This window comes from Arthrobacter sp. ok362 (genome assembly GCF_900102785.1).
Lineage (GTDB): Bacteria > Actinomycetota > Actinomycetes > Actinomycetales > Micrococcaceae > Arthrobacter.
On the sequence record NZ_FNGC01000015.1, the window covers coordinates 75,622 to 100,765 of the forward strand.

The following is a 25,144-nucleotide window of genomic DNA, read 5'->3' on the forward strand; positions in this document are numbered from 1 at the left end:
CCCTCAGTCACCGTGGACGGCCCGGCGTGGGACAGCAGTGTGGTTGACCACGGTGTCCACGATGTCGAGGGCGGCCTGAACGGTCTCGTCAAAGTCCAGCTCCGAGGAATCCAGGGTGACGACGCCGTCGGCGGCCGTGGTGAAGTTTACAACGGTGGAGTCCTTGGCATCGCGGTGCGTGACCTGGGCTGCCAGCTGCTCAGCATTCTGGCTCCCGCCCAGCTGGATGCCGCGGCGGCGCAGCCGGGCTTCCTCGCTCGCGGTCAGCAGCATCCGCACCTCGGCATGGGGCGCGACGACGGTGGTGATGTCCCGGCCCTCCACCACCATGCGGCGGTGGTGCTGCTCGATCAGCTCGCGCTGCCGGCGGATCAGTTCCGTGCGTGCGCCCAGGGTGGTGGCAACGGCACTCACCGCCGCGGAAATGGCGGGCTCACGGATGGCCAGAGTGACATCGTGCCCACCGACGCGGACGTACTCTTCCTGCGGGCTCGTGCTGATGTCCAGCGTGAGCGCCTCGGACGCGGCCTCGACGGCAGCCCCGTCGTCCAGGTCCGTGCCGTTCTCCAGGCAGAACCACGTTAGGGCCCGGTACATTGCTCCGGTGTCGAGGTAGGCCAGTTTGAGCCGGCGGGCGACCTCTTTGCTGACGCTGGATTTGCCGGAGCCGGAGGGGCCGTCGATGGCGACCACCAGGCTTTTTCCGGGACGGAGCACTTCCACGGTCTCGATGAGTTCCTGGGTCATTACTGGAGTACCTGCCATCCGCGGTCGTTGAGGGCTTCAATCAAAAGGTCGTGTTTGTTGGGCAGGACGGAAATTTCCACCATGCCCACATTCTGTCCCGAGGAGTGGTCGAGGCGGAGGTCCTCGACGTTGACGCCGATCTCGCCGATCTCGGTCAGGAGCTTCGCGATCTGTCCAGGCGTGTCGTCCACCAGGACCGTCAGCCATGAGTAGGCCTGCGGCGGTCCACCGTGCTTGCCCGGGATCCGGGACTGGCCGGCGTTGCCTTCGCTGAACAGTTGGGCAAGGTCCAGCCGGGCGCCGGGAGCGGTCGGCGCCTCCAGGGTACCGATCAGCCGGTTGAGGTCTTCGCGGACTCCATGCAGGATCCCCACGACCTTGTCCGCGTTCGCGCCCAGGATCTGGACCCACAGCGTGGGATCGCTCGCGGCGATCCGGGTGACGTCCCGCAGCCCGTTTCCCGCCAGGGACAGGGCGTGCAGGGGTGTGCCCTGCAGGCGGCTGGCCACGAGCGAGGACATCACCTGCGGAAGGTGTGAGACGAGCGCCACGGCCTCGTCGTGTTCGTCGGCGGCGAATTCGGATACGACGGCGCCGAGGTCGCCGGCCAGCGCACGCGCCACCTGCAGGGACTCGGGCAGAGTCTCTTCCGCCGGGCACACGACCCACGGCATGGACGTGAACAGCTCGCCGCGGGCAGCGACGGGACCGGATTTCTCGCGCCCGGCCATGGGGTGGGTCCCCACGTAGCGGCCCACATCAGCGCCGCGGCTGCGGAGATCGGCCAGGATGGACGCCTTCACACTCGCGATGTCCACCACGACGGCGTGCGGGTAGTCCCGGAGCGCGTTGGCAACGACGTCCGCCGTGACATCCGGCGGCGCAGCCACTACAACGAGCTCCGGCTGTTCCCCGTCGAGGCGCGCCAATGGCAGGCCGGCGCCGATGTCTACGGCGACGGCCTGGTTGGTCGGCGAGGGGTCCGAGAGGAACACAGCGACACCACGCCCCCGCAGCCCCAGCCCGATGCTGGTGCCCAGAAGCCCGGAGCCCAAGACGACCACCGGGCCGTTCAGGTGGCCGCGGCCGTGCGTGCGGAAGGCGGACATGCTTACAGCCCCACGGATGCCAGCAGGTGGCCGACTTCCTGCTTGCCGAGGTTGCGGATGCTGCCCTGGCGCTGGTCGCCCAGACCGATGGGGCCAACCTTGACGCGGACCAGGCGCAGCACGGGGAAGCCGACGGCGTCGAACAAGCGCCGGACGATACGGTTCTTGCCCGAGTGGAGCACGACCTCGATCAGCACGTGGCCGGGGGTCGAGTCCACGAGCTTGAAGGAGTCCACCGAGGCGATACCGTCCTCGAGCTCGACGCCGTCCTTGAGTTCGGCGCCGATGCCCTGCGGGAACGGCCCGCGCACCTGCACGAGGTAGGTCTTGGGCACTTCGTAGGACGGGTGCGTCAGGCGGTTGGCGAGCTCGCCGTCGTTAGTCAGGAGCAGCAGCCCTTCCGTGGCGACGTCGAGCCGGCCCACGTGGAACAGTCGTTCGCCGTGGTGGTGGCGGACGAAGTCGCTGATGCACGGACGGCCGTCCGGGTCCTCCATGGTGGAGACAACGCCCTTGGGCTTGTTGAAGACCATGTAGACCATGTTCTCGTCCAGCTGGATGCGCAGTCCGTCGACGTGGATCACTGCCGTCTTCGGGTCGACGCGCACGCCGAGTTCGGTGACCACCTGGCCGTCGACCTCGACACGGCCTTCGGCGATCATTTCCTCGCAGACCCGCCGTGAGGCGACCCCGGCGGAGGCCATGACCTTCTGGAGGCGGGTGCCGTCGGCGTCGTGTAGCTCAGACTGCGGCACCTCGCGGCGCGGTCCGCGGTGACGGGCGGGCTTGCGCACCGGTCCGAGGTTCTGGCCAAAGCGTTCGCTGCCGAAGGCGCGGGGACCGGCGAACTTGGCGGCGCCGGTGCGGGGCTTGGGCTTGAGGGCACCGGGGGTGCCGGGGGCCTTGCCGAAGCCGGGCTTGCGGGCGGCGGCCTTGCGGGCTGCTTCCTTGCCGGAGGGCGCCTTGGACTTCCAGTCAGCGGAAGCCGGGCGGCCAGCCGACGGCGCGCCGTCGGGACCCTGCAGGTCCGGATCGATGAAGGCCTCTTCACGAGGCTTGGGGTGCTTGAAGGGGCGGTCACCGCCGCCCTTGGAGAAGTCACGGCCTCCCTTGCCGCCGGCAGCGCGCGGGCCGCCGCCCTGAACCGGACCGCGTGCGGTCTTACCCTGACCTGCCCTGCTTTGTCCGGCACTGCTTTGTCCGGCCCTGCTCTGTCCGGCACTGTTGCGTCCCGAACTGTTACGTGGTGAACCCTGGCGTCCCGCCTGTGTCATGACCCGTCCTTACGTTAATGGCCTGCGGCCGCTGTCTCCCGACAACACCCGCCGGCCGGGCAAATTGTTCTGCCCGATGGATACTCTCGTGCAGACGTTATGCCTGCACAGATGCTTCTTACATTCTTCCTGCGTCGTAGTATTCCTCGATGCCTTCCAGACCCGGAAGGTGGGGGGAAAGCTGTGGCAATTCAGCCACCGAGCCGATTCCCATCCGCTCAAGGAAATACGATGTCGTGCGGTACAGGATTGCTCCGGATTCGGGATCGGTTCCCGAGTCCTCGATCAGCCCCCGCTGCGTCAGCGTCCGCACGACAGAGTCAACGTTGACTCCTCGAATTGCAGACACCCGCGCCCTTGATACGGGCTGGCGGTAAGCGATAACGGCGAGCGTTTCGAGCGCCGCCTGCGTCAGCCTGGCTGTTTGTCCTTCCAACACGAATCCGCCAACGATCTCGGCGAACTCCGCGCGGGAATAGATCCGCCAGCCTCCGGCGATATTCCGCAATTCAAAACCCCGGGGGGCGGCATTGTTGCCGTCAGTTTTACTGTTATGGCTGGCGACGTCCGCATCCGGGGCATTAACAGTATAGCCGTTATACTCCCGCTCCAGTTCAGCCAGCAGGGTCTCGACGACGTCGACGGTCAGGTCCAGTCCGGCGGCGAGAGCCGTGGCTGTGGCCGGTTCGTCGATCACCATCAGGACGGCTTCGAGCGCCGCGCGGGCCCCGCCGGGCAGGCTCGCGACGTCCGGCCGCGTGTCCGGCCCGGCGTCAGGCCCGGCGTCCGGCAATCGTTCGTTCACGGCAGGTCCTCGTATTCTTCACTCAGGTTTTCGCTGCTCCACCCGTGAGAATCGGCCGTCCAGTGCACGGTCAGGTCTCCCAGCGGCAGCAGCTGGTCAAAGCCCACCGCGCGGTCGCGGAACAGCTCCAGCAGGGCCAGGAAGCGCGCCACCACCACCAGCGTGGATTCGGCGTCGGCGATCAGCGCCCGGAACGTCAGCGGCGTCCCCAGGCGCAGTCGGTCCCCCAGCAGTTCGGCCTGTTCCTTGACGCTCACGGGCGTACCGTGCAGGTGCGCGAGGCCTACTTCCGTAGGGGCTGCCGCCTTGGGCTTGAGGGCCGCCTCGGCCAGGGAAGCGAACTGCTCCGGGGTGTGCCGCCAAAGAAGTTCCGGAAGCAGGGCAGCGAAGTGTCCCTCCAGGGCAACCTGCCGGGGATACCGCCGGGCCTCGAGCTCAAGGGTGGAGCCGATCATGCCGGCCACGTGCTTGAAGGCCTTGTACTGCAACAACCGGGCAAACAAGAGGTCCCGGGCTTCCAGCAGGGCAATGTCCTCATCGTCCTCAACCTCGCCTGCGGGCAGCAGCCGGGCCGCCTTCAGGTCCAGGAGCGTGGCCGCAATCACCAGGAATTCGCTGGCTTCATCCAGCGCCCATTCCTCCCCCAGCTGCTGCAGGCCTCGGATGTACTTGATGAATTCGTCCGTGACCGTGGACAGCGCCACCTCGGTAATGTCCAGCTGATGCTTGGAGATCAGGCCGAGCAGGAGGTCGAATGGTCCGGTAAAGTTGGCGAGCCGCACTTCGAATCCCGGCTTCTTCCCGGACGGCCCGGCAATGACGTCCGGCTCTGCCGGGACGGCCGGGCCTGCGGACTGCGTGGAATCCGCGCGCGTGTCGAGCTCCACGTCGAGATTCGCTGGCGGAGAGAAGGCGGCTGGCACGATCCTGGCTAGGGCGCGCCGCCGCGCGAGATCAGCTCTTTGGCCAGTCGGCGGTAGGCGTCGGCACCTACGTGGTTGCCCGCGTAGGTGGTGATGGGCTCGGCTGCAACGGTGGCGTCGGCAAACTTGATGGAGCGCTTGATGACGGTTTCGAAGACCTTGTCACCGAAGGCCTCCACCAGGCGGGCGATCACTTCTCGGCCGTGCAGGGTCCGCGCGTCGTACATCGTGGCGAGCACGCCGTCGACCTGCAGGCGCGGATTGAGGCGGTCCTGGACCTTGTCGATGGTTTCCACGAGCAGCGCCACGGCGCGCAGGGCGAAGAATTCACAGATCAGCGGGATGATGACGCCGTGGGCGGCGGTCAGCGCGTTGACGGTGAGGAGCCCGAGTGAGGGCTGGCAGTCGATCAGGACGACGTCGTAGTCGTCCTCTACTTTTTTCAGCGCCCGGTCCAGGACCTGCTCGCGGGCCACTTCGTTGACCAGCTGCACCTCGGCGGCGGAGAGGTCGATGTTGGCCGGGAGAAGATCCACGTTTTCCACGCCGGTCTTCTGGATGGCGTCGCGGATGTCCACTTTGCGGTCCATCAGCACGTTGTACACGGTGAGGTCGAGCTCATGCGGGTTCGTGCCCAGGCCGGCGGAGAGGGCACCCTGCGGATCGAAATCGACCAGGAGCACGCGGCGGCCGTATTCGGCCAGCGCTGCGGCGAGGTTGATCGTGGACGTGGTTTTGCCCACGCCGCCCTTTTGGTTCACCATGGCGATGACCCGCGCAGGGCCGTGGGAGGACAGCGGTGCGGGCTCCGGAAAGTCGCGATGGGGACGCCCGGTGGGGCCCATGACGGCGTCTTCCAGATCGAGTTCGGTGCCTTCCAGAGTTGCTGAACCCTGCTCGCTGCTCACGTATCTATCCACACTTTCGATGACGGTGATTGTCGTGCTTCATATTGCCGCCTGGGCTCGCAGAGCCCAGCGCGTTCCTCCCAAGGTTACAGCGCCCGACACGGTATTCGCCGGACCTTGACATCGGCGCGGACGCTGTGCCTTGACCTTCGGGTTGAAGTCGAAGGTTGACCCCAGGCGGGCACGACGGCGGGAGCACGCTGGCAGCTGCACGCCGGTAGCTAGATCGGGAGCGGCTGAGGGAGGCGGGCAGGCGGGGCGACGGGCGGCTCCAAACCTATTGCAGGCGTATTGCGGGCATATTGAAGTTTGTACCCTGCAGGCCTACATTGATACGACGAGGTGGCAGCGGCTCATGCACGAACTTTCGATCACGCAAAGTCTTGTGGAGGCGGTCCTGAACCGGACCGGCGGCCGCCCCGTCACGGGCGTGAATCTCCGGATCGGACCCTTGAGTGGCGTCCTCCCGGACGCCGTGCGCTTTTGCTTCGAAGTCGTTTCAGCTGACACGCCGCTGGCCGGCGCGGCGCTCACGATCGATGAATCCGAGGGCCGGGCCAGGTGCCGCAGCTGCCGCGACGAATTCGTCCTTGAGGACATGTTTCTGCTCTGTCCGTGCGGCAGTGCCGATGTCGAAATCGTCAGTGGCCGGGAACTCCTGGTCACCTCGGTGGAGGTTGCGTAGACATGTGTGCGACGTGCGGATGCGGCGACGACGCCGGAACCAGGGTTTCGGACCTCGACGGAACAGTGCACGACGGAACAGTGCACGACGGAACTGTGCACGACGGAACTGCGCACGCTGCTGCAGCACCGCATGAGCATCCGCATCCCCACGATCACGAACATCCACACGACCACGACCACGGGCACGAGCATCCGCACGACCACGACCACGGGCACAGCCACGCGCCGGACGGTCGGACCATTATTTCCCTGGAGGAGAATCTTCTCGCCAAGAACGACCTCCTGGCCGCACGAAACCGGGGATGGCTGGAAGGACGCGGCATTCGGGCGTTCAACGTCATGAGTTCCCCCGGCGCCGGTAAGACCACGCTCCTGGTGCGGACCATCTGGGAACTGGCCGGTGAACTGGACATCGGTGTCATCGAAGGGGACCAGGAGACCTCGCTGGACGCCGACCGGATCCGGTCCACGGGGCGGCCGGTGATCCAAATCAACACCGGAGCAGGCTGCCACCTGGATGCCGGGATGCTGCAGCGGGCCCTGGACGCGCTGGACCCGGTATCCGGCTCGACACTCTTCATCGAAAACGTGGGCAACCTGGTGTGCCCGGCATTGTTCGACCTCGGCGAATCGGCCAGGGTCGTCGTGATCTCAGTTACGGAGGGCGATGATAAACCGCAGAAATACCCCCACATGTTCCTGGCTGCCGACCTGGTGATCATCAACAAGGCAGACCTGCTCCCCTATGTGGAGTTCGACGTCGAGCGTTGCGTGCGCCAGGCGCGCCGGCTGAATCCCGGCGTCGACGTCCTGACCGTGTCAGCTACCACCGGCGACGGCATGGATGGCTGGCTCGAGTGGATCCGGAAGAATCCCCACCTGGCGACGGGCGCCGCCGGGAGCGCGCCGCGCTCCGGTGGACTACGCGTTTGACCGTTGACGCAACATTCGAGCCGCAGCCGCAGGGCGGGGCTCCGAAGGAGGCAACGATGCCTACAGCTACTGCATTGAAAGCGGAACAGACTTTGATCCACGTCCTGTGGATCAACGCCGGACTCAGCTGCGACGGTGACTCCGTGGCCCTGACGGCGGCAACCCAACCAAGCGTCGAGGAGATAGCCCTCGGGGCGCTTCCCGGGCTTCCCAAAATCGCCATGCACTGGCCGCTGATCGACTTCGAATGCGGCCCGCAGCAGGGGGCCGACGACTTCCTAGAGTGGTTCCGCAAGGCGGACCGCGGCGAGCTGGAGCCGTTCGTGCTGGTGGTGGAGGGCTCCATCCCGAATGAGAACCTGCACGCCCCGGGCGGCTACTGGGCGGCCTTCGGCAACAACCTCGACACCGGACAGCCGATCACGACCAGCGAGTGGTTGGACCGGCTGGCGCCCAAAGCGACGGCAATCATCGCGGCGGGGACCTGTGCGACCTATGGCGGCATCCACGCCATGGCCGGGAACCCCACCGGGGCCATGGGGGTGCCCGACTATCTCGGCTATGAGTGGCGGTCCAAGGCCGGAATCCCGATCGTGTGCGTCCCGGGCTGCCCCATCCAGCCGGACAACCTGTCAGAGACCATGACGTATCTGCTGTATCAGGCCACCGGTCAGGCACCCATGATTCCCCTTGACGAGGCGCTCCGGCCGACGTGGCTGTTCGGCCAGACGGTGCACGAGGGATGCGACCGCGCGGGGTACTACGAACAGGGCGACTTCGCCACGGAATACGGATCGCCGAAGTGCATCGTCAAACTCGGCTGCTGGGGACCTGTGGTCAAGTGCAACGTGCCCAAGCGTGGCTGGATGAACGGAATCGGCGGCTGCCCGAACGTGGGCGGCATCTGCATCGGGTGCACGATGCCGGGATTCCCGGATAAGTTCATGCCCTTCATGGACGAACCTCCTGGCGGCAAGCTGTCTACGGCGTCGGTCATGCCCTACGGCAAGACCATCAGGACACTGCGGAACATCACGAAGCACACGCTGGACCAGGAACCACGCTGGCGCAAACCCGGCAATGATCTGCTGACCGGCGCCAAGCGGACCTGGTAGGGACCCTAAGCAGAGAGGCAATGCAATGACTTCGACGATTCCGATGCCCTCGGCGGACGGTTCCGCGGGCGAGAACCTGGTGGAGATGGCCTGGGACCCGATCACGAGGATCGTCGGCAGCCTCGGCATCTACACCAAGGTCGATTTCAAGAACAACGAAGTGGTGGAATGCCACAGCACGTCATCGATTTTCCGCGGCTATTCCATCTTCATGCGCGGCAAGGACCCCCGGGACGCCCACTTCATCACGAGCCGGATCTGCGGAATCTGTGGCGACAACCACGCCACGTGCTCCTGCTACGCGCAGAACATGGCCTACGGGGTGAAGCCTCCGCACCTTGGCGAATGGATCGTGAACCTGGGCGAGGCTGCCGAGTACATGTTCGACCACAACATCTTCCAGGAGAATCTGGTCGGCGTGGACTACTGCGAGAAGATGGTCTCCGAAACCAACCCGTCGGTGCTGGCCAAAGCCGAGAACACACCGGCCCCGCGCGCGGGCGAGCACGGCTACCGCACCATCGCGGACATCATGCGCTCGTTGAACCCGTTCACCGGGGAGTTCTACCGCGAGGCACTGCAGGTGAGCCGGATGACCCGGGAAATGTTCTGCCTGATGGAGGGCCGGCATGTCCATCCCTCCACGCTTTACCCTGGCGGCGTGGGCACCGTGGCGACCATCCAGCTGATGACGGACTACATCACCCGGCTCATGCGGTACGTGGAGTTCATGAAGAAGGTCGTGCCGATGCACGACGACCTCTTCGACTTCTTCTATGAGGCCCTGCCCGGATACGAGCAGGTGGGGCTGCGGCGCACCCTGCTTGGCTGCTGGGGCTCCTTCCAGGATCCGGAGTTCTGCAATTTCGCCTACAAGGACATGACGGAGTGGGGCCGGAAGATGTTCGTCACCCCCGGCGTCGTGGTGGACGGCAAACTCGTGACCACGGACCTGGTCCGGATCAACCTGGGAATCCGGATCATGCTGGGCTCGTCGTACTACGAGGACTGGGGCGACCAGAAAATGTTCGTCACCCGCGATCCGCTGGGCAACCCGGTGGACCGCCGGCACCCCTGGAACCAGCACACCAACCCGCGGCCGCAGAAGCGCGACCTGGAGGACAAGTACAGCTGGGTGATGTCGCCGCGCTGGTTTGACGGCGAAAACAATCTGGCGCTGGATACCGGCGGCGGCCCGCTCGCCCGGCTCTGGTCGACCGCCCTTGCCGGGTTCGTCGACACCGGCTACCTCAAGTCAACGGGCAGCAGCGTCCAGATCGAGCTGCCCAAGACAGCGCTGAAGGGCCCGGTAACCCTGGAATGGAAGATCCCGCAGTGGAGCAACACGCTGGAGCGCAACCGTGCGCGGACCTATTTCCAGGCCTACGCGGCCGCCGCTGCACTGCACTTCGCCGAAAAGGCACTCGAGGAGATCCGGGCCGGCCGCACCAAGACCTGGGAGTCCTTTGAAGTGCCGGACGAAGCCATCAGCTGCGGCTTCACCGAGGCCGTCCGCGGCGTGCTCTCACACCACATGGTGATCCGCGACGGCAAGATCGCCAACTATCATCCCTACCCGCCGACGCCGTGGAACGCCAGCCCGCGCGACTCCGAGGGAATCCCGGGTCCGTATGAGGACGCGGTGCAAGGCCAGCCCATCTTCGAGGAGAACGACCGCGATCATTTCAAGGGCATCGACATCATGCGCACCGTCCGGAGCTTCGATCCCTGCCTGCCGTGCGGCGTCCACATGTACCTAGGGGATGGTCAGACGCTGGACCTGCTGCACTCCCCCACGCAGTCGCTCACCGGTGAGTAGCCCGCCATGGACCGGGAGAATCTGTTGGGCTCGGCAGGGGAACGGATCAGTTCCCTCCTCGACGCGCTGGGTTCCGGCGGTCCTGTGGCCCGGGACCGGGCGGAGGAGCTGGTCCGGCAGGTCACGGAGCTGTACGGTGCCGGGCTGGAACGAATCCTGCAGGTGCTGGATGAGCAGGGTGTACTCGGCCCCGGAACGGTGTCCGCCCTCACCTCCGACCCGTTGGTGTCAGGCCTGCTGCTGATCCACGGGCTGCACCCCGTGGACCTGCCCGGGAGGGTCGCCGCCGCCCTCGACTCCGTCCGGCCCTACCTGGGCTCGCACGGCGGGGATGTGGAACTGCTCGGCATCAGCGAAGAAGGCGTCGTCCGGCTGAGGCTGCTGGGCAGCTGCCAGGGCTGTCCGTCGTCGTCGGTCACGCTCAAACTCGCCGTCGAGGACGCGATTGAAACCGGGGCGCCCGAGGTGACCGGCATCGAAGTGGAGGAGGCGGCCCCCGCCGCCGTTCCTGCCCTGATCCCGGTCGGCGCCCTGCGCTCGAGGCTGGACGGGCTGGGCGGCCACGACGCCGGCCCGTCCGACGCCGCCACGCCGGCCTCCGGCACGTGGCAGTCGGTCCCGGCCCTCGCTGAGCTGGAGTCCGGAGGCGTCGCGGGCTTCCTGGTGGCGGGCGTCGAGGTGCTCACGTGCCGGATCGGCCCGGACGTCTATGCGTTTGTGGACCGCTGCCCCCGTTGCACCCACTCCATGCCGGGCGCTTCGCTGCAGCGGGCGCTGGCGGCCCCGGCGGGCGGCGGGCTGCTGCGCTGCCCGCACTGCCGCAGCCACTTCGACGTCCGGAAGGCCGGGGTCTGCCTCGAGGACAAGGCACTGCATCTTGATCCCCTTCCACTGCTGCTCCGCGACGGTGTTCCCTGCGTGGCCGTCCCCACCACCGCGGACCCGCTGTGAGGTGCCGCAAATGACAGGACCCGGCAACGCCGGAATCGACAGCGCGTCGGCGCTCTCCGTGCTCCGCAGGATAGCCTCCACCCGCCCCGCCCAACCTGCCGGCGAGCGCTGCGAGATGTGCGCTGAGCCCATTGCGGAGGCCCACCAGCACGTGGTGGATCTGGAGAGCCGCTCCCTGCTGTGCACGTGCCGGCCCTGCTATCTGCTGTTCACGGACTCGTCGGCCCATCTGCGCTACCGTTCCGTCCCGGACCGCTACCTCTCATTCGAGCCCTTCGAACTCGGGCAGGCCCAATGGGACGAGCTGGAAATCCCGGTGGGACTGGCATTCTTCTTCTTCAACTCGGCTCTCGGTCGGACCGCTGCTTTCTATCCGAGCCCGGCGGGCGCCACGGAGTCGGAACTTTCCCTGGACGCCTGGGCATCGGTCCAAGCCGCCAACCCGGCCATCACCATGCTCACCCCTGACACGGAGGCCCTGCTGATCCGCTCCCCCGGCCCTGACCGGGAGCGGGCGGACTGCCATCTGGTCCCCATCGATGCGTGCTACGAGCTGGTGGGCCGCCTGCGGAGGGTGTGGAAGGGCTTCGACGGAGGCCAGGAGTCCCGCCAGGAGCTCGCCGGTTTCTTTGACCGGATCAGCAGCCGCAGCAGGCCCGCCCCCGCTCCGGCCGCGGCAGACCCGGAGGGACGTCATGGTTGACCTCGAATTCAGCGTGCTGGATATCGCCCCGGAGCTCTATGCGGCTTCACCGCAGCTGACCGCGCGCCTGCGGATCCAGGAAAGAAGCGGCGCCGCCATCCACGCCATGGCACTGCGTTGCCAGGTGCGGATCCTGGCCCAGCGCCGCGGTTACGACGCCGACGAGGAAGCCGGGCTGCTGGAGCTCTTCGGCAGCCGCGGGCGGTGGCCCACCACCCTCAAGCCCTTCATGTGGATGCACAGCGGCGTCCTGGTCCAGGGATTTGCGGACAGCCTTGACGTTGACCTGCCGCTCCCCTGCACCTTCGATTTCGAGGTCTCCGCGGCAAAGTACCTGAACTCCCTGCGGGACGGGACCGTTCCGCTGGAATTCCTCTTCTCCGGGACAGTATTCACGCGGGGCGCGGCGGGCTTCGGCGTCGAGCAGATTCCCTGGGACCGGGAATCGCGGTACGCCCTGCCCGTGGCGGTCTGGCGCTCGCTGATGGACGCATTCTTCCCGAACCAAGGATGGATCCGCCTGGACCGCGACGTCCTTGCGGCCCTGGCCAGGTACAAGGCGGTCCACGGCCTGACTTCCTGGGAGGCCGCAATCGAGGGTCTGTTGGCCGGGGCTGGTGACCCGGTACCGTGAACGCCGGCCTCAGCCTGGCACGCGCCGTCGCCGACGCTGTCCTCTATGAGGGGTACCTCCTGTACCCGTACCGCGCCTCGTCCGCCAAGAACCAGGCCCGCTGGCAGTTCGGGGTGCTTGGGCCGCCGGGCGCGGCAGAATCCGGTGCCGGCGAAGAGCCGGGCATGGCAGCGGACTGCCTCCTCGAGCCCGGACCCGCAGCCCGGGTGGACGTCCATCTGCGCTTCCTGCACCTCCAGACAAGATCCGCCGAGCGCGCGGATGACGGCGGCTTCACGCCGGCCGAAGAACTCATCGTCGGCCCGTCCCGCTGGCTCAGCTGGGACGAGGCAACGGATCAGGAGATCACGCTCGGGCCGTACAGCCTCGGCCAGCTTGCCGCGGGCGTGCGCGCGCCGATCAACGTGCCGGCGACCGAGGACACAGAGCCCGTGCTGGACGCCGACGGCGCCATCGCCGGCAGGCTCGTGCGCCGGCGTCGGCAGCTCCGCGGCGAGCTGCGCCTGGTGGCGGCGCAAGTAGCGACCCAAGTCCCGGCGGCCGCTGCCGGCAGCGCGGCCGTGCCGGCCCAAGCTCCGCTGTGGCGGCTCAGGGTCACGGTCGAGAACACGGCGGCAGCCACCACCGACAAGCGTTCCGCCATCGAGCTCTCGTTCATCGGAGCCCATGTCCTGCTCGCTGTCCACGATGCCGACTTCCTCTCGGTGATCGATCCGCCTGAGTGGGCGTCGGCCGCGGCGGCTTCGTGTCGCCAGCACCGCTGCTGGCCCGTGCTCGCCGGCCCCGAGGGGCAGCGCGATGTCCTGCTCCTGTCCCCGATCATCCTTTATGACCATCCCGCGGTGGCGCCGGAGAGCACCGTGGAACTGTTCGATGCGACGGAGATCGATGAAATCCTGACCCTGCGGGTGCTTACGCTGACCGATGAGGAAAAGGCGGAGGCCCGGTCAACCGACGCCCGGGCGGCGGCGATCATCGATCGCTGCGAAAACATGACAGCAGAGGAGCTGCAGCAGCTGCACGGCATCCTGCGGAACCCGCACGCCGGTTCGCCCCGTGGACCCGGGGCGTCCGGGTACGGAGACTTCCCCGGCTTTGCCGTCCCGGAATATTCGGATTCGGAATTTTCCGTCCCTGAATATTCCGTCCCGGGCGGTGACGGCGCCTCGGCCAACAACGGCGCAGATACGCCCTGGTGGGATCCGGCCCGGGACGCCGCCGTCGATCCGGAATCGGACACCGTCTTTATCGACGGCGTCCCGGTCTCTCGCGGCAGCCGGGTGCGGGTTGTGCCGTTGCGCCGCGCCGATGCCCAGGACCTCTTTTTCGCCGGGAAATCGGGGCGTGTCACGGGCGTCCACTTCGACGTCGACGGCGGAACGCATGTCGCGGTGGTCCTCGAGGCCGACCCGGCGGCCGAACTGCAGGAATGGTACGGCCGGTATCTGTATTTCGCCCCCGAGGAGCTCGTGCCGCTCGCAGCGGCGCCGCCCCCGGATAACGGAAAGGAACCATCATCATGAAGGGTCTGGGCATCATGACCGTCGTGCTCCTGCTGGCCGCGGGCCTGGCAGCAGCCGTCGTCGGACTGCGTTCGATTCCGGACATCAAGCGCTACGTGCGAATGTCCAGGATGTGAGGCCCGATGTGAGCAGGGTTCTCGTGGCGGGCGTGGGAAACGTGTTCCTGAGCGACGACGGATTTGGACCGGCCGTCGCCCGCCGCCTGGCGGAGGAGGTATCGGGGCTGCCCGGCTGGGCGCCAGAGGACGTTCAGGTGCGGGACTACGGGGTCCGCGGGCTGCACCTCGCCTACGATCTCCTGGACGGGGTGGATGCGCTGGTGCTCGTGGATGTGCTTCCCGCCCCGGCGGACGGGAGCACAAGCGCCGGAACGCTCCGGATCCTGAAGATCCGGGCGGAGGATCTGGACCCCGGCGGACCGCTCACGCCGGCCGGCCTGCCGGTCAACCCGGAGTTCGATCCGCATGGCATGGACCCGCTGGCCGTCCTGCGCCGCCTCCGCATCCTGGGAGGATCGCTGCCGGAGACCTACCTGGTGGGTTGCGTCGCGGGGCGAACAGACGAGGGCATGGAACTGTCCGAGGAAGTGTCCCGTGCCGTCCCCGCAGCCGTGGAGGCAGTGCGCACGCTGGTCACGGCCCGCCTGTCGTCCGCGGACGCAGCGACCGCGAGCGCGGGTTCGGATGGATCAGACTGAGGAGGAAGCGCGGATGTGTCTGGGAATACCGGGCCGGATCATCGAAGTGATCGACGGCTACAACGGGCAGCTGGCCCTCGTGGATGTGGCAGGCGTGCAGCGAAAGATCAACATTGGGCTCCTCGACGACGGTCCGTTGGAGAGCGGCACGTGGGTCCTGATCCACATGGGTTTCGCGCTGGAGCGCGTGGACCAGGAGGGCGCCGACCGTGCAATGACTGGACTTGAGCTCATGGGACGAGGCCCGGACCCCACCGACACCGTACCCTAGTTCTGCTCCCACTCACGGCCCCGTACTCACTGTCCGGTACTTGCTGTTCGGTTTCAGCTTTCGAGGGCAATCGCGGCGCCGCGGTGCTCTACGCCGGAGTTGGCGATCTTGAGGTGGCGGGCAAAGTAGTGCTGGAGTCGGTGGAGCTGGGCGGGCGTCAGCCGGTCGCACACCCAGTCCCAGTGGAGGGACACCATGTCCCCTGCCGTGAGGTCAGCGATGAAGCCGGAGCCGGCCACGGCGTACTGGGCCGTCTCGATCACCGGTTCGCCGAGCGAGAGCGCGGTCCCGTCCCAGGCAAGGGGCCGCGAGCGCACCAGGGCACTGTCCCCTTCGACGGCCACCACTTCGCCCCACCGGATGCGGCATTGGTCAAGGACATTCAGTGCGGTGGCTGAGCGCCGATCATCGCGCAAGAGTCCCAGCCACGGATAGATTTCGAGCACATGGAAGCTGTGGTGCGGGACGCCGCCGGCCAGGACCCCTTCCATCAGGTGCGGAAACTGATGGCCGGTCCGTGCGCGGAACCTGTCCTCCATGGAATTGCCGATGCTGCGCACACCCACGGAGTCCAGCAGCGCGTTTCCCACCCAGTAGGCCTCCACCACCCCGTAATCAAGCGGGTCCGGGTTGCCCGTGGCACCGGCAATGAGCTCCAGATACGGCCAGGCGCCGGCAAACCCCTTGGCAAGTTCGCGCAGGCCCGCGTCGGTCACCCCGGACTGGCCGTAGTGCAGCAGCGCATCGCTGTCAGGCGGCCCGCAGCTGCCCCGCGAGTTCGGCGGATATGCGTACCGGACAAAGAGTTGGGCGCCATTGACTTGCATCCCGTGGCCTCGTTTCACAGGGGATAAGTGCGAGGCTAGCACCGCCGCCCGCCGGCAAACAATGCCCGCGTTGCATGCATTGACACCCCTGCGCATTCGGCAGATGCTGTGAAGGAATGCCGTCCCGGGATCATTGTTGCTGCCGGCGCGGAGCGAATGGCCGCCCCCGTGCGGTCCTTCCCGGGAGGTAGGCCGATGAACATCCCCGAAGCCAACCGACGATCCGTGCTGGCAGCGGCCCTCTACGGCGGAGGGGCGCTGTTCCTCGCTTCCTGCGCCCCGGGCAGCACGTCGCCACAGTCCGCGCCGCCGGCAGGTACCTCAGCACCGGGTTCCTCCGCCGGTTCGGCGGGGATCCAGGTGACGGACCAGCGCGGGACCGTGCTGAGTTTCGACCGCCCAGTAACTCGGGTGGTGACCATTCCCATGCCGGCCGCCTCCCTGCTGGTCGCCGTCGACCAGGGCGCAAGCCATCTCGCCGGGATGCACAACGCCTCCTGGGTCGCCATGCGCGATGGCGCCATGGGTGCCATGTACCCGGAGGCCCTGAATATTCCGCACGACATCGCCACGACCGATTTCACGCCCAATGTCGAAAGCATCCGGGCGCTGAACCCCGACGTCGTGGTCCAGTGGAGCGATGCGCAATTGACGGCGCCGCTGGAACAAGCCGGGATGAAGGTCCTGGGCATCACGAACACCGGCACGCAGCAGGATGTGGACACGTGGACCGCGCTCTTCGCGGCGATGCTGGGGCGCCCGGACCGGGCCGTGCAGATGAAGGCGCGCAGCGACGAGCAACAGAAGTCCATCCAGGCCGAGGGCGCCTCCCGCGGCACGGGCGGCCCGGGCATCATCTACTTCAACAGGTTCAGTGGCGGGCTCAAAGTTGCCGGAAACGGCAGCTACAACGACTTCTACATCAAGCTCGTCGGAGGACACAATCCGGCAACCGGCCCGCAAGGTCTCCAGGGCAAGGGCATGGTGGGCGTGGACGTCGAACAGGTCCTTGCCTGGGATCCGGAGGTCATCTTGCTCGGAAATTTCGACGAAGCGATGCCCGCGGACCTCTACGGCAACCCGGTGTGGCAAAGCGTGTCCGCCGTGCGTTCCCGCCGTGTGTACAAGGTCCCGCTCGGCGGATACCGCTGGGATCCCCCCGGCCAGGAATCGCCGCTCATGTGGCGCTGGCTCAGCGACATCAGTTTCCCCTCCGGCAACCGGTCCGCGCTGCGGGACGAGACGAGCGACTACTTCGATTTCCTGTACCGCCACCGGCCATCAACGGCGGAGATGGACAAGATCCTGTGGACTGAAGCCAATGCCGCCTCGGCCAACTACCGGCAGTTCGATGCTTCGTGAGGCCCAGCCGCTGACCACGGGATACCCCGGCGGCCGCCGGGGACCGGGGCTGCGCCAGGTTCTCGGGCCGTGCCTGCTCTCACTGGCCGTCCTGGCCGCCGTGTCGGCGCTTGCACTCGCCAGCGGCCGCTACAACGTGTCCCTCGCCCATGTCGCGCAAATCCTGGCCTCCCGGATAGTTCCCTTCGGATCAAACCTTCCCGCGGCCGAGGAAAACGTGGTGCTGTTGGTCAGGTTGCCCAGGATCTTGCTGGCCCTGCTGGTCGGTGGTGGCCTCGCAATCGGCGGGGCCGCGCTGCAGGCCGTGTTCCGTAATCCCCTCGTCAGCCCGGAGGTCATCGGCGTTTCATCCGGGGCCTCCTTCGGGGGTGCCTTGGCCCTGTTGCTGGGCTTGGGTCCCATCGCCCTCGTGGGCGGATCGTTCGGCTTCGGGCTGCTGGCACTGGCCATCGTCTTCCTCATCACCTCAGGCCGGGGCGGCGCCCACATCCTCATGGTGGTCCTCGGAGGAATCGTCACGGCCAGTTTCTTCTCCGCCCTTGTGGCCCTCGTGACGTATCTGGCGGACCCGTTCACCACCCTCCCCGCAATCGTCTTCTGGCTGCTGGGAAGTGTCTCCACCGCAACCTGGGCGAAGGTAGTGGTGGCCTTCATTCCGATTGCTGCCGGCGGCGTCGTCCTGCTGGCACTGCGGTGGCGGATCAATGTGCTCTCGCTCGGCGACGACGATACAACGGCCCTGGGACTCCGGCCGCGCCTGCTGCGCTGGACGGTCCTCTCCGCCGTGGCCCTCATGGTGGCCGGGGCCGTGGCCGTCAGCGGCGTCATCAGTTGGGTGGGGCTGGTCATCCCGCACCTCGCGCGGATGTGGGTGGGTCCGGACCACCGGGTCCTGCTGCCGGTCTCATTCCTGCTGGGCGGGGCGTACCTCATCGCCATCGACACCATTGCGCGCACCGCCACGGCCGGCGAAATCCCGCTGGGCGTCCTCACCGCCCTGATCGGGGCACCGGTCTTCTTCGTGCTGTTGCGCCGGAACCGGGAGAGGATCTGGGACGGTGCTTGAGCTGCGCGGGGCCGGGTTTGGCTATTCACCACAGAACTGGGTGTTCAAGGATCTGAGCTTCTCGGTGCCGCCGGGCACCGTGACTGCCGTCCTGGGGCCAAACGGCAGCGGCAAGACGACACTCGCGCGCTGCGCAGCCGGCCTGCTGGCCCTACAGGAAGGGGCCGTGCGCAGGTCCGAGACCGCCGGGTATGTTCCCCAGGCCCGCGGCACCACCTTCGGCTACCCGGCCCTCGACATGGTGATCATGGGCCGTGCCCGCCACATCGGCGTCTTCCGCTCCCCCGGCGCCCGGGACAGGGCCGCCGCCCTCCAGGCCATGGACCGGGTGGGAATCGCCGCCCTGGCCGGCCGGCTGTTTCCGACCCTGAGCGGGGGCGAGCAGCAGCTGGTCCTCATTGCGCGGGCCGTCGCGGGCGGTTCGCGGCTCCTAGTCCTGGACGAGCCGTCCACCGGGCTGGACCTGAAAAACCAGGTCCGGGTCCTTCAGCTCCTGAGGGAACTGGTGCGGACCGGCATGTCGCTGCTGGTGAGCACCCATCATCCGGACCACGCCCTGTTCCTCGCAGACTCGGTGGTCCTCATGGGCGCCGAGGGTGTGGTGACTGGTCCTGCCGGACCGCTCCTCGCCGATGCACAGCTCTCGGCGCTGTACGGTGTCCGCGTCAGCACACTGAACTACGACGACGCCGGCACGCCCCGCCGTACGGTGGTCACCCCATTCGGCGCAGCCGAGGGCTGATCCGAACGCCAAAGCGCCCGGCAGCTTAGCTGCCGGGCGCTTTGGGCGTCATCTGGCGGTGTTGAGTCCGTTCAGACTGCGGCCGGAATTCGGGCCGAGGTTCAGGCGTGCGTCAGGACCGGCTGCGCCGGTTCTTCGGCGGCGTCCTCTTCGGCGGCGTCCTGCACACTGCTGTGGCTGGCGAGCATGGTCTCTTCGTCGAACGGCTCGGCACCGGCGAGGACACGGTCCACGCGTTCGCCGTCGATCTCCTTGACCCAGGTGCCGATCAGCACCGTGGCGACGGCGTTGCCGGTGAAGTTGGTCAGGGCGCGTGCTTCGGACATGAAGCGGTCGATGCCGACGATCATGCCCACGCCACCCAGCAACTGAGGAGCATGCGACTGGAGTCCGGCGGCCAGGGTGGCGAGGCCGGCCCCGGTGACGCCAGCGGCACCCTTGGAGGCGATGATCATGAAGACCAGCAGGGAAACCTGGGCGCCAAGGTCCAGCGGCGTGCCCATGGCGTTGGCGACGAAGAGTGCGGCCATGGTCAGGTAGATGGCGGTGCCGTCAAGGTTGAAGGAGTAGCCGGTGGGGACCGTGACGCCGACGACCGGCTTGGACACGCCGAGGTGTTCCATCTTCGCGATCAGGCGGGGCAGCGCGGCTTCGGAGGAGGACGTGGAAAAGATCAGCAGGTATTCGCGGCCGAGGTACTTCATGAGCTTGAAGATGCTGACGCCGGTGACCACCTTGAGCAGGCCGCCGAGGATCACGACGATGAACAGGGCGCAGGTGATGTAGAAGGCGATCATCAGGGTGAACATGCTGAAGATGGCCTGCACGCCGGTGGCACCGACGACGGCGGCGATCGCACCGAAGGCTCCGACGGGGGCCAACCACATGATCATGATGAGGATGCGGAACACCAGGGCCTGTCCGTAGCCGACGGCCTTGAGGATCGGGGCTCCCTGCGGGCCCATCTTCTGCAGGGCGAAGCCCACGAGGATCGCGGCGAGGAGTGTCGGCAGTACGGGAATGTCGCCCGGGATGATACCCAGCAGGAAGTCAACGGTGCTGTCGACTGCCGCCTTCTTGTTCGGATCGTAGGGCGCGAGGTTGAGGCCCTCACCCGGGTGGATCAGGTTGCCCACCACGAGGCCGATCGCCAGGGCAAAGGTGGACATGACAACGAAGTAGCCGAGCGCCAGTCCGCCGACCTTGCCGACCGTGGCGGCCTTGGCGATGGAGCCGATGCCCAGCACGATGGTGCAGAAGATCACGGGGCCGATCATCATCTTGATGAGTTTGATGAAGCCGTCGCCCAGCGGCTTGAGGGATTTGCCGACCTCGGGGAAGAGCAAGCCAACAACGGCACCTGCAACCACGGCGACGATGACTGCAATGTACAGGTAGTGGGACTTGTCCAGTCCCTTGCGCTTCTTGGCCGTCGTTGCGGCCGGTGCTGCCGACTCTCCTCGTTGAGAGGCCATGGTCTTCTCCTTGGATAGGCTGGACTTGGTGCGGTCCAGGCTGTGGTCCGCTCACGTCCGTTCTTGTGTGTAGCTCCATCATTGATGACGGAGTGACGCGCATCACCGTTGCGTTCATATTGGTCATGGAAGGTGTTGATGATCCACCGCTGGAGCATCGCCCGCAGGCTGTTTGTAGCCCAACTGCTGTTCGTGGTGGCCCTGACAGCCATCGTCGGCACGGCCGCGTTCGTCGACTCCCGCGACCGCGCCTACGACGAGGCCGGTCGCAGGATGGCGGGCATTGCCACGACGGTGGCCGACGCCCCCTTCGTCCTGCAGGCGGCGGGCGCCGCCGACCCGTCAGCCCTGCTCCAGCCGTATGCCCTGAAGATCATGAAGGATGCCGACGCGGATTTCGTCACGATCATGGCCCCGGACCGGACGCGGTGGACCCATCCGCGCAATGAGGAACTGGGCAAGCCGTATATCGGTTCCATCGACGCGGCCCTCAATGGCCAGGTTTTCACGGAGGTCACGGCCGGCACCCTGGGCCCGTCCGTTCGCACCATCGCCCCGGTCAAAGATGCGGATGGCAAGGTACGGGCGCTCGTGGCCGCGGGCGTGACGGTCCGGACGGTGGACGTGGCGGTCTCCGGCAGGCTGCCAGCGCTGCTGGCCATCAGCCTGGCGCTTCTCGCCGGCGGTTCGCTGGCATCCTGGCTCCTGGGGCGGTACTTGCGCCGGGTGACCCGCGGCTGGGGACCGGAGCAGCTGGGCCAGCTCTTCGCGTACTACGAATCGGTGCTGCACTCCGTGCGTGAGGGCGTGATCCTCATTGATCCCAAAGGCAAAGTGGTGATGTACAACGACCAGGCCGCCGAACTGCTGGGGCTGGCCAAGCAGTCAGCCGACGGCCCTCCTGCTGAAGGCACGGAAGCTGCCAGTACGGATGCTTCCGGCGCTGCGGACGCCGGGCGGCAGACGGCGCCGTCCCTCGCGGACTTGCCGCTGGCACCCAGCCTCAAGGAACTCTTTGAATCCGGGCGGACGGCGCTCGACGAGATCCACCTCACCGGGTCCCGGATCCTGGTGGTCAACCAGGGCCCCGCGGTGGGCCCCGCATCCACCGGAGCCCGCCAGCGGGGAGCGGCTTCCGGCGGCCATGTCTACGGCACTGTGGCCACCATCCGGGACCGCACCGAAATCGAATCCCTCGGCAGCGAACTGGAAACCATGCACACGCTTTCAGACGCCCTTCGTGCCCAGACGCATGAGCATGCCAACCGGCTCCACACGATCGTCTCGCTCATGGAACTGGGGCGTGCCTCCGAGGCGCTGGACTTTGCCACGAAAGACCTGGAACTAAGCCAGCGTCTAACGGATGACATTGTGAGCTCCATAGAGGAACCGGTACTCGGCGCCCTGGTCATGGGTAAGGCGGCCGAAGCGCACGAGCGCGGCGTCGAACTGATCCTGAACGCCGGCGGCTCCACTGCCGTGACCGGGCTGGCCGTGCAGGACCTCGTGGCCATCCTCGGGAACCTGCTGGACAACGCCATCGACGCCGCGGCCGATGCACCGGCACCCCGGCTCGTGGAACTGTCCGTCGAGACCACCGGCTCCACCCTCGAAATCACGGTCGAGGACAGCGGACCCGGGATCGACCCCTCGGCCGTGGAGGACATCTTCCGTCACGGCTTCAGCACCAAGACACCGGGACCGTTCGGACGGGGCCTTGGGCTGGCCCTGGTCCGCCAGGCCGTGCAGCGACTGGGCGGTACCATGACAATCACCAGCCCGGCCGGGGCGCTGTTCCGCGTCACGCTGCCGGTCACAACACTGCCGGTAATAAAAGAGGGACAGCCATGAGCGACATCAGGGTGCTCGTCGTCGAAGACGAGCCCATCGCTGCCGCGGCGCACGCCGCCTACATTGAAAGGCTGGAAGGTTTCACCCTGGCGGGTTCCGCGCCGGACGGGCAGTCCGCCCTGCGGCTGCTCACGGACTTCGCGGCGGCGGGCAACCCGGTGGAGCTGGTGCTGCTGGACATGAACCTCCCGGACCTGCACGGGCTGGACATCGCACGCAGGATGCGGGCTGCCGGACTCTTCGCGGACATCATCGCCATCACCGCCGTGCGGGAACTGAACATCGTCCGCAGCGCGGTGGCCACCGGCGTGGTCCAGTACCTGATCAAGCCGTTCACCTACGCAACGTTCGCCGACAAACTCGCCAGCTACCGGCTGTTCCGGGAGCAGCTGGCTTCGCCGCTGCCCGGCGTGGCGGGGGCCCGGGCGTCCCAAAGCGATGTGGACCAGGCCTTCGCCAGCCTGCGCGCCCCGTCCGAAGTGTCGCTGCCCAAGGGCCTGGCCGTGTCCACGCTGGAATCCGTCCAGGTCTACATCAAAGAGCAGGACGGGGCGGTCTCGGCAAGCGAGGTCATGGAGGCGCTCGGCATGTCCCGGGTCACCGCCCGGCGCTACCTCGAATACCTCGCCGACGCCGGAACGGTTTCCCGCGCAGCACGCTACGGCGCCCCCGGCCGGCCGGAGAACGAATACCGCTGGAACCGGCCACGGCCATAACCAGCGCCTACGCGGTCACTCCGGATTGGCAGGCCGCAGGGTTTCGAGCAGCCGGTCGATCACGCCGGCGTCCTCGATCGTGGAGGGCACCACGTAGTCTTCTCCGTCGGCGATTTGGCGCATGGTCTTGCGCAGGATCTTTCCGGAACGGGTCTTGGGCAGGGCGTCCACCACGGTGACGTGCTTGAAGTCGGCCACGGCGCCTATGTCGCGCCGGACCAGAGCGATCAGGTCCTTGGCCAGAACGTCCTCGGCAACGTCCACACCGGATTTGAGGACCACGTAGCCGCTGGGCCGCTGGCCCTTGAGCGGGTCGGCGAGGCCAATCACCGCGCATTCGGCGACCGCCGGGTGCTGGCCGATCACTTGTTCCATGGAGCCGGTGGAGAGCCGGTGTCCGGCGACGTTGATGATGTCGTCGGTTCGGCCCATGACAAAGACATAGCCGTCCTCGTCCCGGTAGCCGGAGTCGCCGGTGGCGTAGTAGCCCTCGAACGCCTGCAGGTAGGAGGAGATGTAGCGTTCGTCGTTGCGCCAAAGGGTGGTCAGGGTGCCAGGCGGCAGCGGCAGGCCCAGGACGATATTCCCTTCAGTGCCGGCCTCGACGTCCCCGCCCGCGCCGTCGACGATGTTGAGCCGGAAGCCGGGCATCGGGACGCTCGGCGAGCCGGCCTTGATCGGCAGCCCGTCGAGACCGCGGGCGTTGGCGCAGATGGCCCAGCCCGTCTCCGTCTGCCACCAGTGATCGACCACCGGTACGCCGAGGACCCGGGAGGCCCAGTGGAAGGTGTCGGTATCCAGCCGCTCGCCGGCCGCGAACAGGGTCCGCAGGCTGGAAAGGTCGTACTTGCCCAGAAGCTGGCCCTCAGGGTCGGCCTTCCGGATGGCACGCAACGCGGTGGGCGCGGTGAACAGCACGTTGACCCTGTGGTCCTGGATCACCCGCCAGAACGCGCCGGCGTCGGGGGTCCCCACGGGTTTTCCTTCGTACAGCACCGTGGTGGCGCCGGCCAGCAGCGGCCCGTACACAATGTAGGAGTGACCCACCACCCAGCCGACGTCCGAGGCGGTCCACATGACGTCCCCGGGGCCGACGTCGTAAATGTTTTCCATGGTCCATTTCAGGGCCACGGCATGGCCGCCGTTGTCCCGCACCACGCCCTTCGGCGCCCCGGTGGTGCCCGAGGTGTAGAGGATGTACAGCGGATCCGTGGCCGTGACATCCACCGGCGGGGCCGGCTCGGCGGAGGCCATCTCGGCGTCCCAGTCGAGCCACCCGGGCTGTTCGGCCGCCATGGAGGCCACAGTGGAGCCGAAGCCTTCCCTGGCCTTGACCAGCACTGGGGTGTCCGGGGCGCCGGCGATGCCGAGAGCCTCGGCGACGGCGGGCAGGTATTCAATCCGGCGCGACGGCTCAATGCCACCGGACGCCGTGACCACCGCGGCGGGGGCGGCGTCGCGGATGCGGGCGGCGAGCTCCTTGGGCGCGAACCCGCCGAACACGACCGAGTGCACGGCGCCGAGCCGTGCGGTGGCCAGCATCGCGATCACGGCCTCGGGGATCATCGGCATGTAAATCACCACGCGGTCGCCCTTGCTCACGCCGCTGCGGCGCAGGACACCGGCGAACCGGGCCACGAGGTCCGTCAGTTCCGCATACGTGTAGCTCTGCCGGATGCCCAACATCGCGGAGTCGTAGACCAGGGCGTCCTGCGCACCCCTGCCCCGGGCCACGTGCCGGTCGAGCGCGTTGTAGGACGTGTTCAGGACACCGTCCGGAAACCAGTCGTAGAGCGGCGCCCGGCTGGGATCGAGGGCTTGACGCGGTGGCGTCCGCCAGGAGATTCCGCCCGCGGCCTCCAGCCAGAACTCTGCGGGATGATCCAGGCTCCGTTCGTAGGCGGCCCGGTAGCTGTTGGTGACCATGACTTACATCCTGTCCACGACATTGTGATGCAGCCCATGGTAAACCGGTGCGGACCGGCGATACAAGGGTTTCTGTATAC

General features: G+C 67.1%; 24 protein-coding genes. 15 read left to right on the plus strand and 9 right to left on the minus strand.

The window, feature by feature from the left end; all coding sequences use genetic code 11:
- Positions 1-3 precede the first annotated feature (3 nt).
- The 6 genes from cmk to BLQ10_RS18075 all read right to left on the minus strand — a co-directional run bounded on the left by cmk (position 4) and on the right by BLQ10_RS18075 (position 5,766).
- On the minus strand, positions 4-747 hold the full coding sequence (gene cmk / locus BLQ10_RS18050; RefSeq protein ID WP_091564410.1) for a (d)CMP kinase: 744 nt from the start codon (positions 745-747) through the stop codon (positions 4-6).
- Positions 747-1,856 carry a prephenate dehydrogenase gene (locus BLQ10_RS18055; protein WP_091564411.1) on the minus strand — a complete coding sequence of 370 codons (1,110 nt, stop codon included), beginning with the start codon at positions 1,854-1,856 and terminating at the stop codon, positions 747-749. Before BLQ10_RS18055 ends, cmk begins: the two co-directional genes overlap by 1 nt.
- A 2-nt stretch (positions 1,857-1,858) precedes the next feature.
- The gene (locus BLQ10_RS18060) at positions 1,859-3,130 is read right to left on the minus strand and encodes a pseudouridine synthase (RefSeq protein ID WP_091564412.1); all 1,272 of its coding nucleotides are present in this window, start codon (positions 3,128-3,130) and stop codon (positions 1,859-1,861) included.
- A 118-nt stretch (positions 3,131-3,248) separates the two neighbouring features.
- A complete protein-coding gene (locus BLQ10_RS18065; protein ID WP_254785656.1) occupies positions 3,249-3,830 on the minus strand; it encodes an SMC-Scp complex subunit ScpB in 582 nt (193 codons plus the stop codon).
- Positions 3,831-3,931: 101 nt separating this feature from the next.
- The gene (locus BLQ10_RS18070; protein WP_175558687.1) at positions 3,932-4,753 is read right to left on the minus strand and encodes a segregation and condensation protein A; all 822 of its coding nucleotides are present in this window, start codon (positions 4,751-4,753) and stop codon (positions 3,932-3,934) included.
- Positions 4,754-4,866: 113 nt separating this feature from the next.
- The gene (locus BLQ10_RS18075) at positions 4,867-5,766 is read right to left on the minus strand and encodes a ParA family protein (RefSeq protein WP_090583539.1); all 900 of its coding nucleotides are present in this window, start codon (positions 5,764-5,766) and stop codon (positions 4,867-4,869) included.
- Between the two features lie 355 nt (positions 5,767-6,121).
- Between BLQ10_RS18075 and BLQ10_RS18080 the strand changes: the two genes are divergently transcribed.
- From BLQ10_RS18080 to BLQ10_RS18125, 10 genes are all read left to right on the plus strand, one after another.
- Positions 6,122-6,451 carry a hydrogenase maturation nickel metallochaperone HypA/HybF gene (locus BLQ10_RS18080; protein WP_091564413.1) on the plus strand — a complete coding sequence of 110 codons (330 nt, stop codon included), beginning with the start codon at positions 6,122-6,124 and terminating at the stop codon, positions 6,449-6,451.
- 2 nt (positions 6,452-6,453) lie between these two features.
- Positions 6,454-7,386 (plus strand): hydrogenase nickel incorporation protein HypB, encoded by a 933-nt coding sequence (gene hypB / locus BLQ10_RS18085; protein WP_091564414.1) that lies wholly within the window; start codon positions 6,454-6,456, stop codon positions 7,384-7,386.
- A gap of 56 nt (positions 7,387-7,442) precedes the next feature.
- Positions 7,443-8,501: an NADH-quinone oxidoreductase subunit B family protein gene (locus BLQ10_RS18090; protein WP_091564415.1), complete on the plus strand. Its 1,059-nt coding sequence runs from the start codon at positions 7,443-7,445 to the stop codon at positions 8,499-8,501.
- 25 nt (positions 8,502-8,526) lie between these two features.
- Entirely contained in the window at positions 8,527-10,320 is a 1,794-nt protein-coding gene (locus BLQ10_RS18095; RefSeq protein ID WP_091564416.1) for a nickel-dependent hydrogenase large subunit, read from the plus strand.
- A 6-nt stretch (positions 10,321-10,326) separates the two neighbouring features.
- Positions 10,327-11,271, plus strand: a complete 945-nt coding sequence (locus BLQ10_RS18100) for a NifU family protein (RefSeq protein WP_091564417.1) — start codon at positions 10,327-10,329, stop codon at positions 11,269-11,271.
- Positions 11,272-11,281: 10 nt separating this feature from the next.
- Positions 11,282-11,974, plus strand: coding sequence for a DUF5947 family protein (locus tag BLQ10_RS18105; RefSeq protein WP_091564418.1), 693 nt, complete (start codon positions 11,282-11,284; stop codon positions 11,972-11,974).
- The gene (locus tag BLQ10_RS18110) at positions 11,967-12,608 is read left to right on the plus strand and encodes a DUF6084 family protein (RefSeq protein ID WP_091564419.1); all 642 of its coding nucleotides are present in this window, start codon (positions 11,967-11,969) and stop codon (positions 12,606-12,608) included. Before BLQ10_RS18105 ends, BLQ10_RS18110 begins: the two co-directional genes overlap by 8 nt.
- On the plus strand, positions 12,605-14,131 hold the full coding sequence (locus BLQ10_RS18115; protein WP_091564420.1) for a hypothetical protein: 1,527 nt from the start codon (positions 12,605-12,607) through the stop codon (positions 14,129-14,131). Before BLQ10_RS18110 ends, BLQ10_RS18115 begins: the two co-directional genes overlap by 4 nt.
- Positions 14,132-14,255: 124 nt before the next feature.
- Positions 14,256-14,828 (plus strand): hydrogenase maturation protease, encoded by a 573-nt coding sequence (locus BLQ10_RS18120; protein ID WP_091564421.1) that lies wholly within the window; start codon positions 14,256-14,258, stop codon positions 14,826-14,828.
- 13 nt (positions 14,829-14,841) lie between these two features.
- Entirely contained in the window at positions 14,842-15,099 is a 258-nt protein-coding gene (locus BLQ10_RS18125; protein ID WP_091564422.1) for a HypC/HybG/HupF family hydrogenase formation chaperone, read from the plus strand.
- 53 nt (positions 15,100-15,152) lie between these two features.
- Here BLQ10_RS18125 and BLQ10_RS18130 read toward each other — a convergent pair whose 3' ends face one another.
- On the minus strand, positions 15,153-15,926 hold the full coding sequence (locus BLQ10_RS18130) for a DUF6390 family protein (RefSeq protein WP_091564423.1): 774 nt from the start codon (positions 15,924-15,926) through the stop codon (positions 15,153-15,155).
- Positions 15,927-16,121: 195 nt separating this feature from the next.
- Between BLQ10_RS18130 and BLQ10_RS18135 the strand changes: the two genes are divergently transcribed.
- The 3 genes from BLQ10_RS18135 to BLQ10_RS18145 are packed head-to-tail and all read left to right on the plus strand — an operon-like array spanning position 16,122 to position 19,096.
- On the plus strand, positions 16,122-17,288 hold the full coding sequence (locus BLQ10_RS18135) for an ABC transporter substrate-binding protein (RefSeq protein WP_254785652.1): 1,167 nt from the start codon (positions 16,122-16,124) through the stop codon (positions 17,286-17,288).
- Entirely contained in the window at positions 17,278-18,354 is a 1,077-nt protein-coding gene (locus tag BLQ10_RS18140) for a FecCD family ABC transporter permease (RefSeq protein WP_254785653.1), read from the plus strand. The genes BLQ10_RS18135 and BLQ10_RS18140 overlap by 11 nt, the downstream gene beginning before the upstream one ends.
- On the plus strand, positions 18,347-19,096 hold the full coding sequence (locus BLQ10_RS18145) for an ABC transporter ATP-binding protein (protein ID WP_091564424.1): 750 nt from the start codon (positions 18,347-18,349) through the stop codon (positions 19,094-19,096). Before BLQ10_RS18140 ends, BLQ10_RS18145 begins: the two co-directional genes overlap by 8 nt.
- 101 nt (positions 19,097-19,197) lie before the next feature.
- On the opposite strand, the gene BLQ10_RS18150 is transcribed toward BLQ10_RS18145, so the two are convergent.
- Positions 19,198-20,571 carry a cation:dicarboxylate symporter family transporter gene (locus BLQ10_RS18150; protein WP_091564425.1) on the minus strand — a complete coding sequence of 458 codons (1,374 nt, stop codon included), beginning with the start codon at positions 20,569-20,571 and terminating at the stop codon, positions 19,198-19,200.
- A 138-nt stretch (positions 20,572-20,709) separates the two neighbouring features.
- On the opposite strand from BLQ10_RS18150, the gene BLQ10_RS18155 reads away from it, so the two are divergent.
- On the plus strand, positions 20,710-22,422 hold the full coding sequence (locus BLQ10_RS18155) for a sensor histidine kinase (protein ID WP_091564426.1): 1,713 nt from the start codon (positions 20,710-20,712) through the stop codon (positions 22,420-22,422).
- Positions 22,419-23,138 (plus strand): response regulator, encoded by a 720-nt coding sequence (locus BLQ10_RS18160; protein ID WP_091564427.1) that lies wholly within the window; start codon positions 22,419-22,421, stop codon positions 23,136-23,138. Before BLQ10_RS18155 ends, BLQ10_RS18160 begins: the two co-directional genes overlap by 4 nt.
- Before the next feature lie 15 nt (positions 23,139-23,153).
- On the opposite strand, the gene BLQ10_RS18165 is transcribed toward BLQ10_RS18160, so the two are convergent.
- The gene (locus BLQ10_RS18165; protein WP_091564428.1) at positions 23,154-25,064 is read right to left on the minus strand and encodes an AMP-binding protein; all 1,911 of its coding nucleotides are present in this window, start codon (positions 25,062-25,064) and stop codon (positions 23,154-23,156) included.
- Between the last annotated feature and the right edge of the window lie 80 nt (positions 25,065-25,144).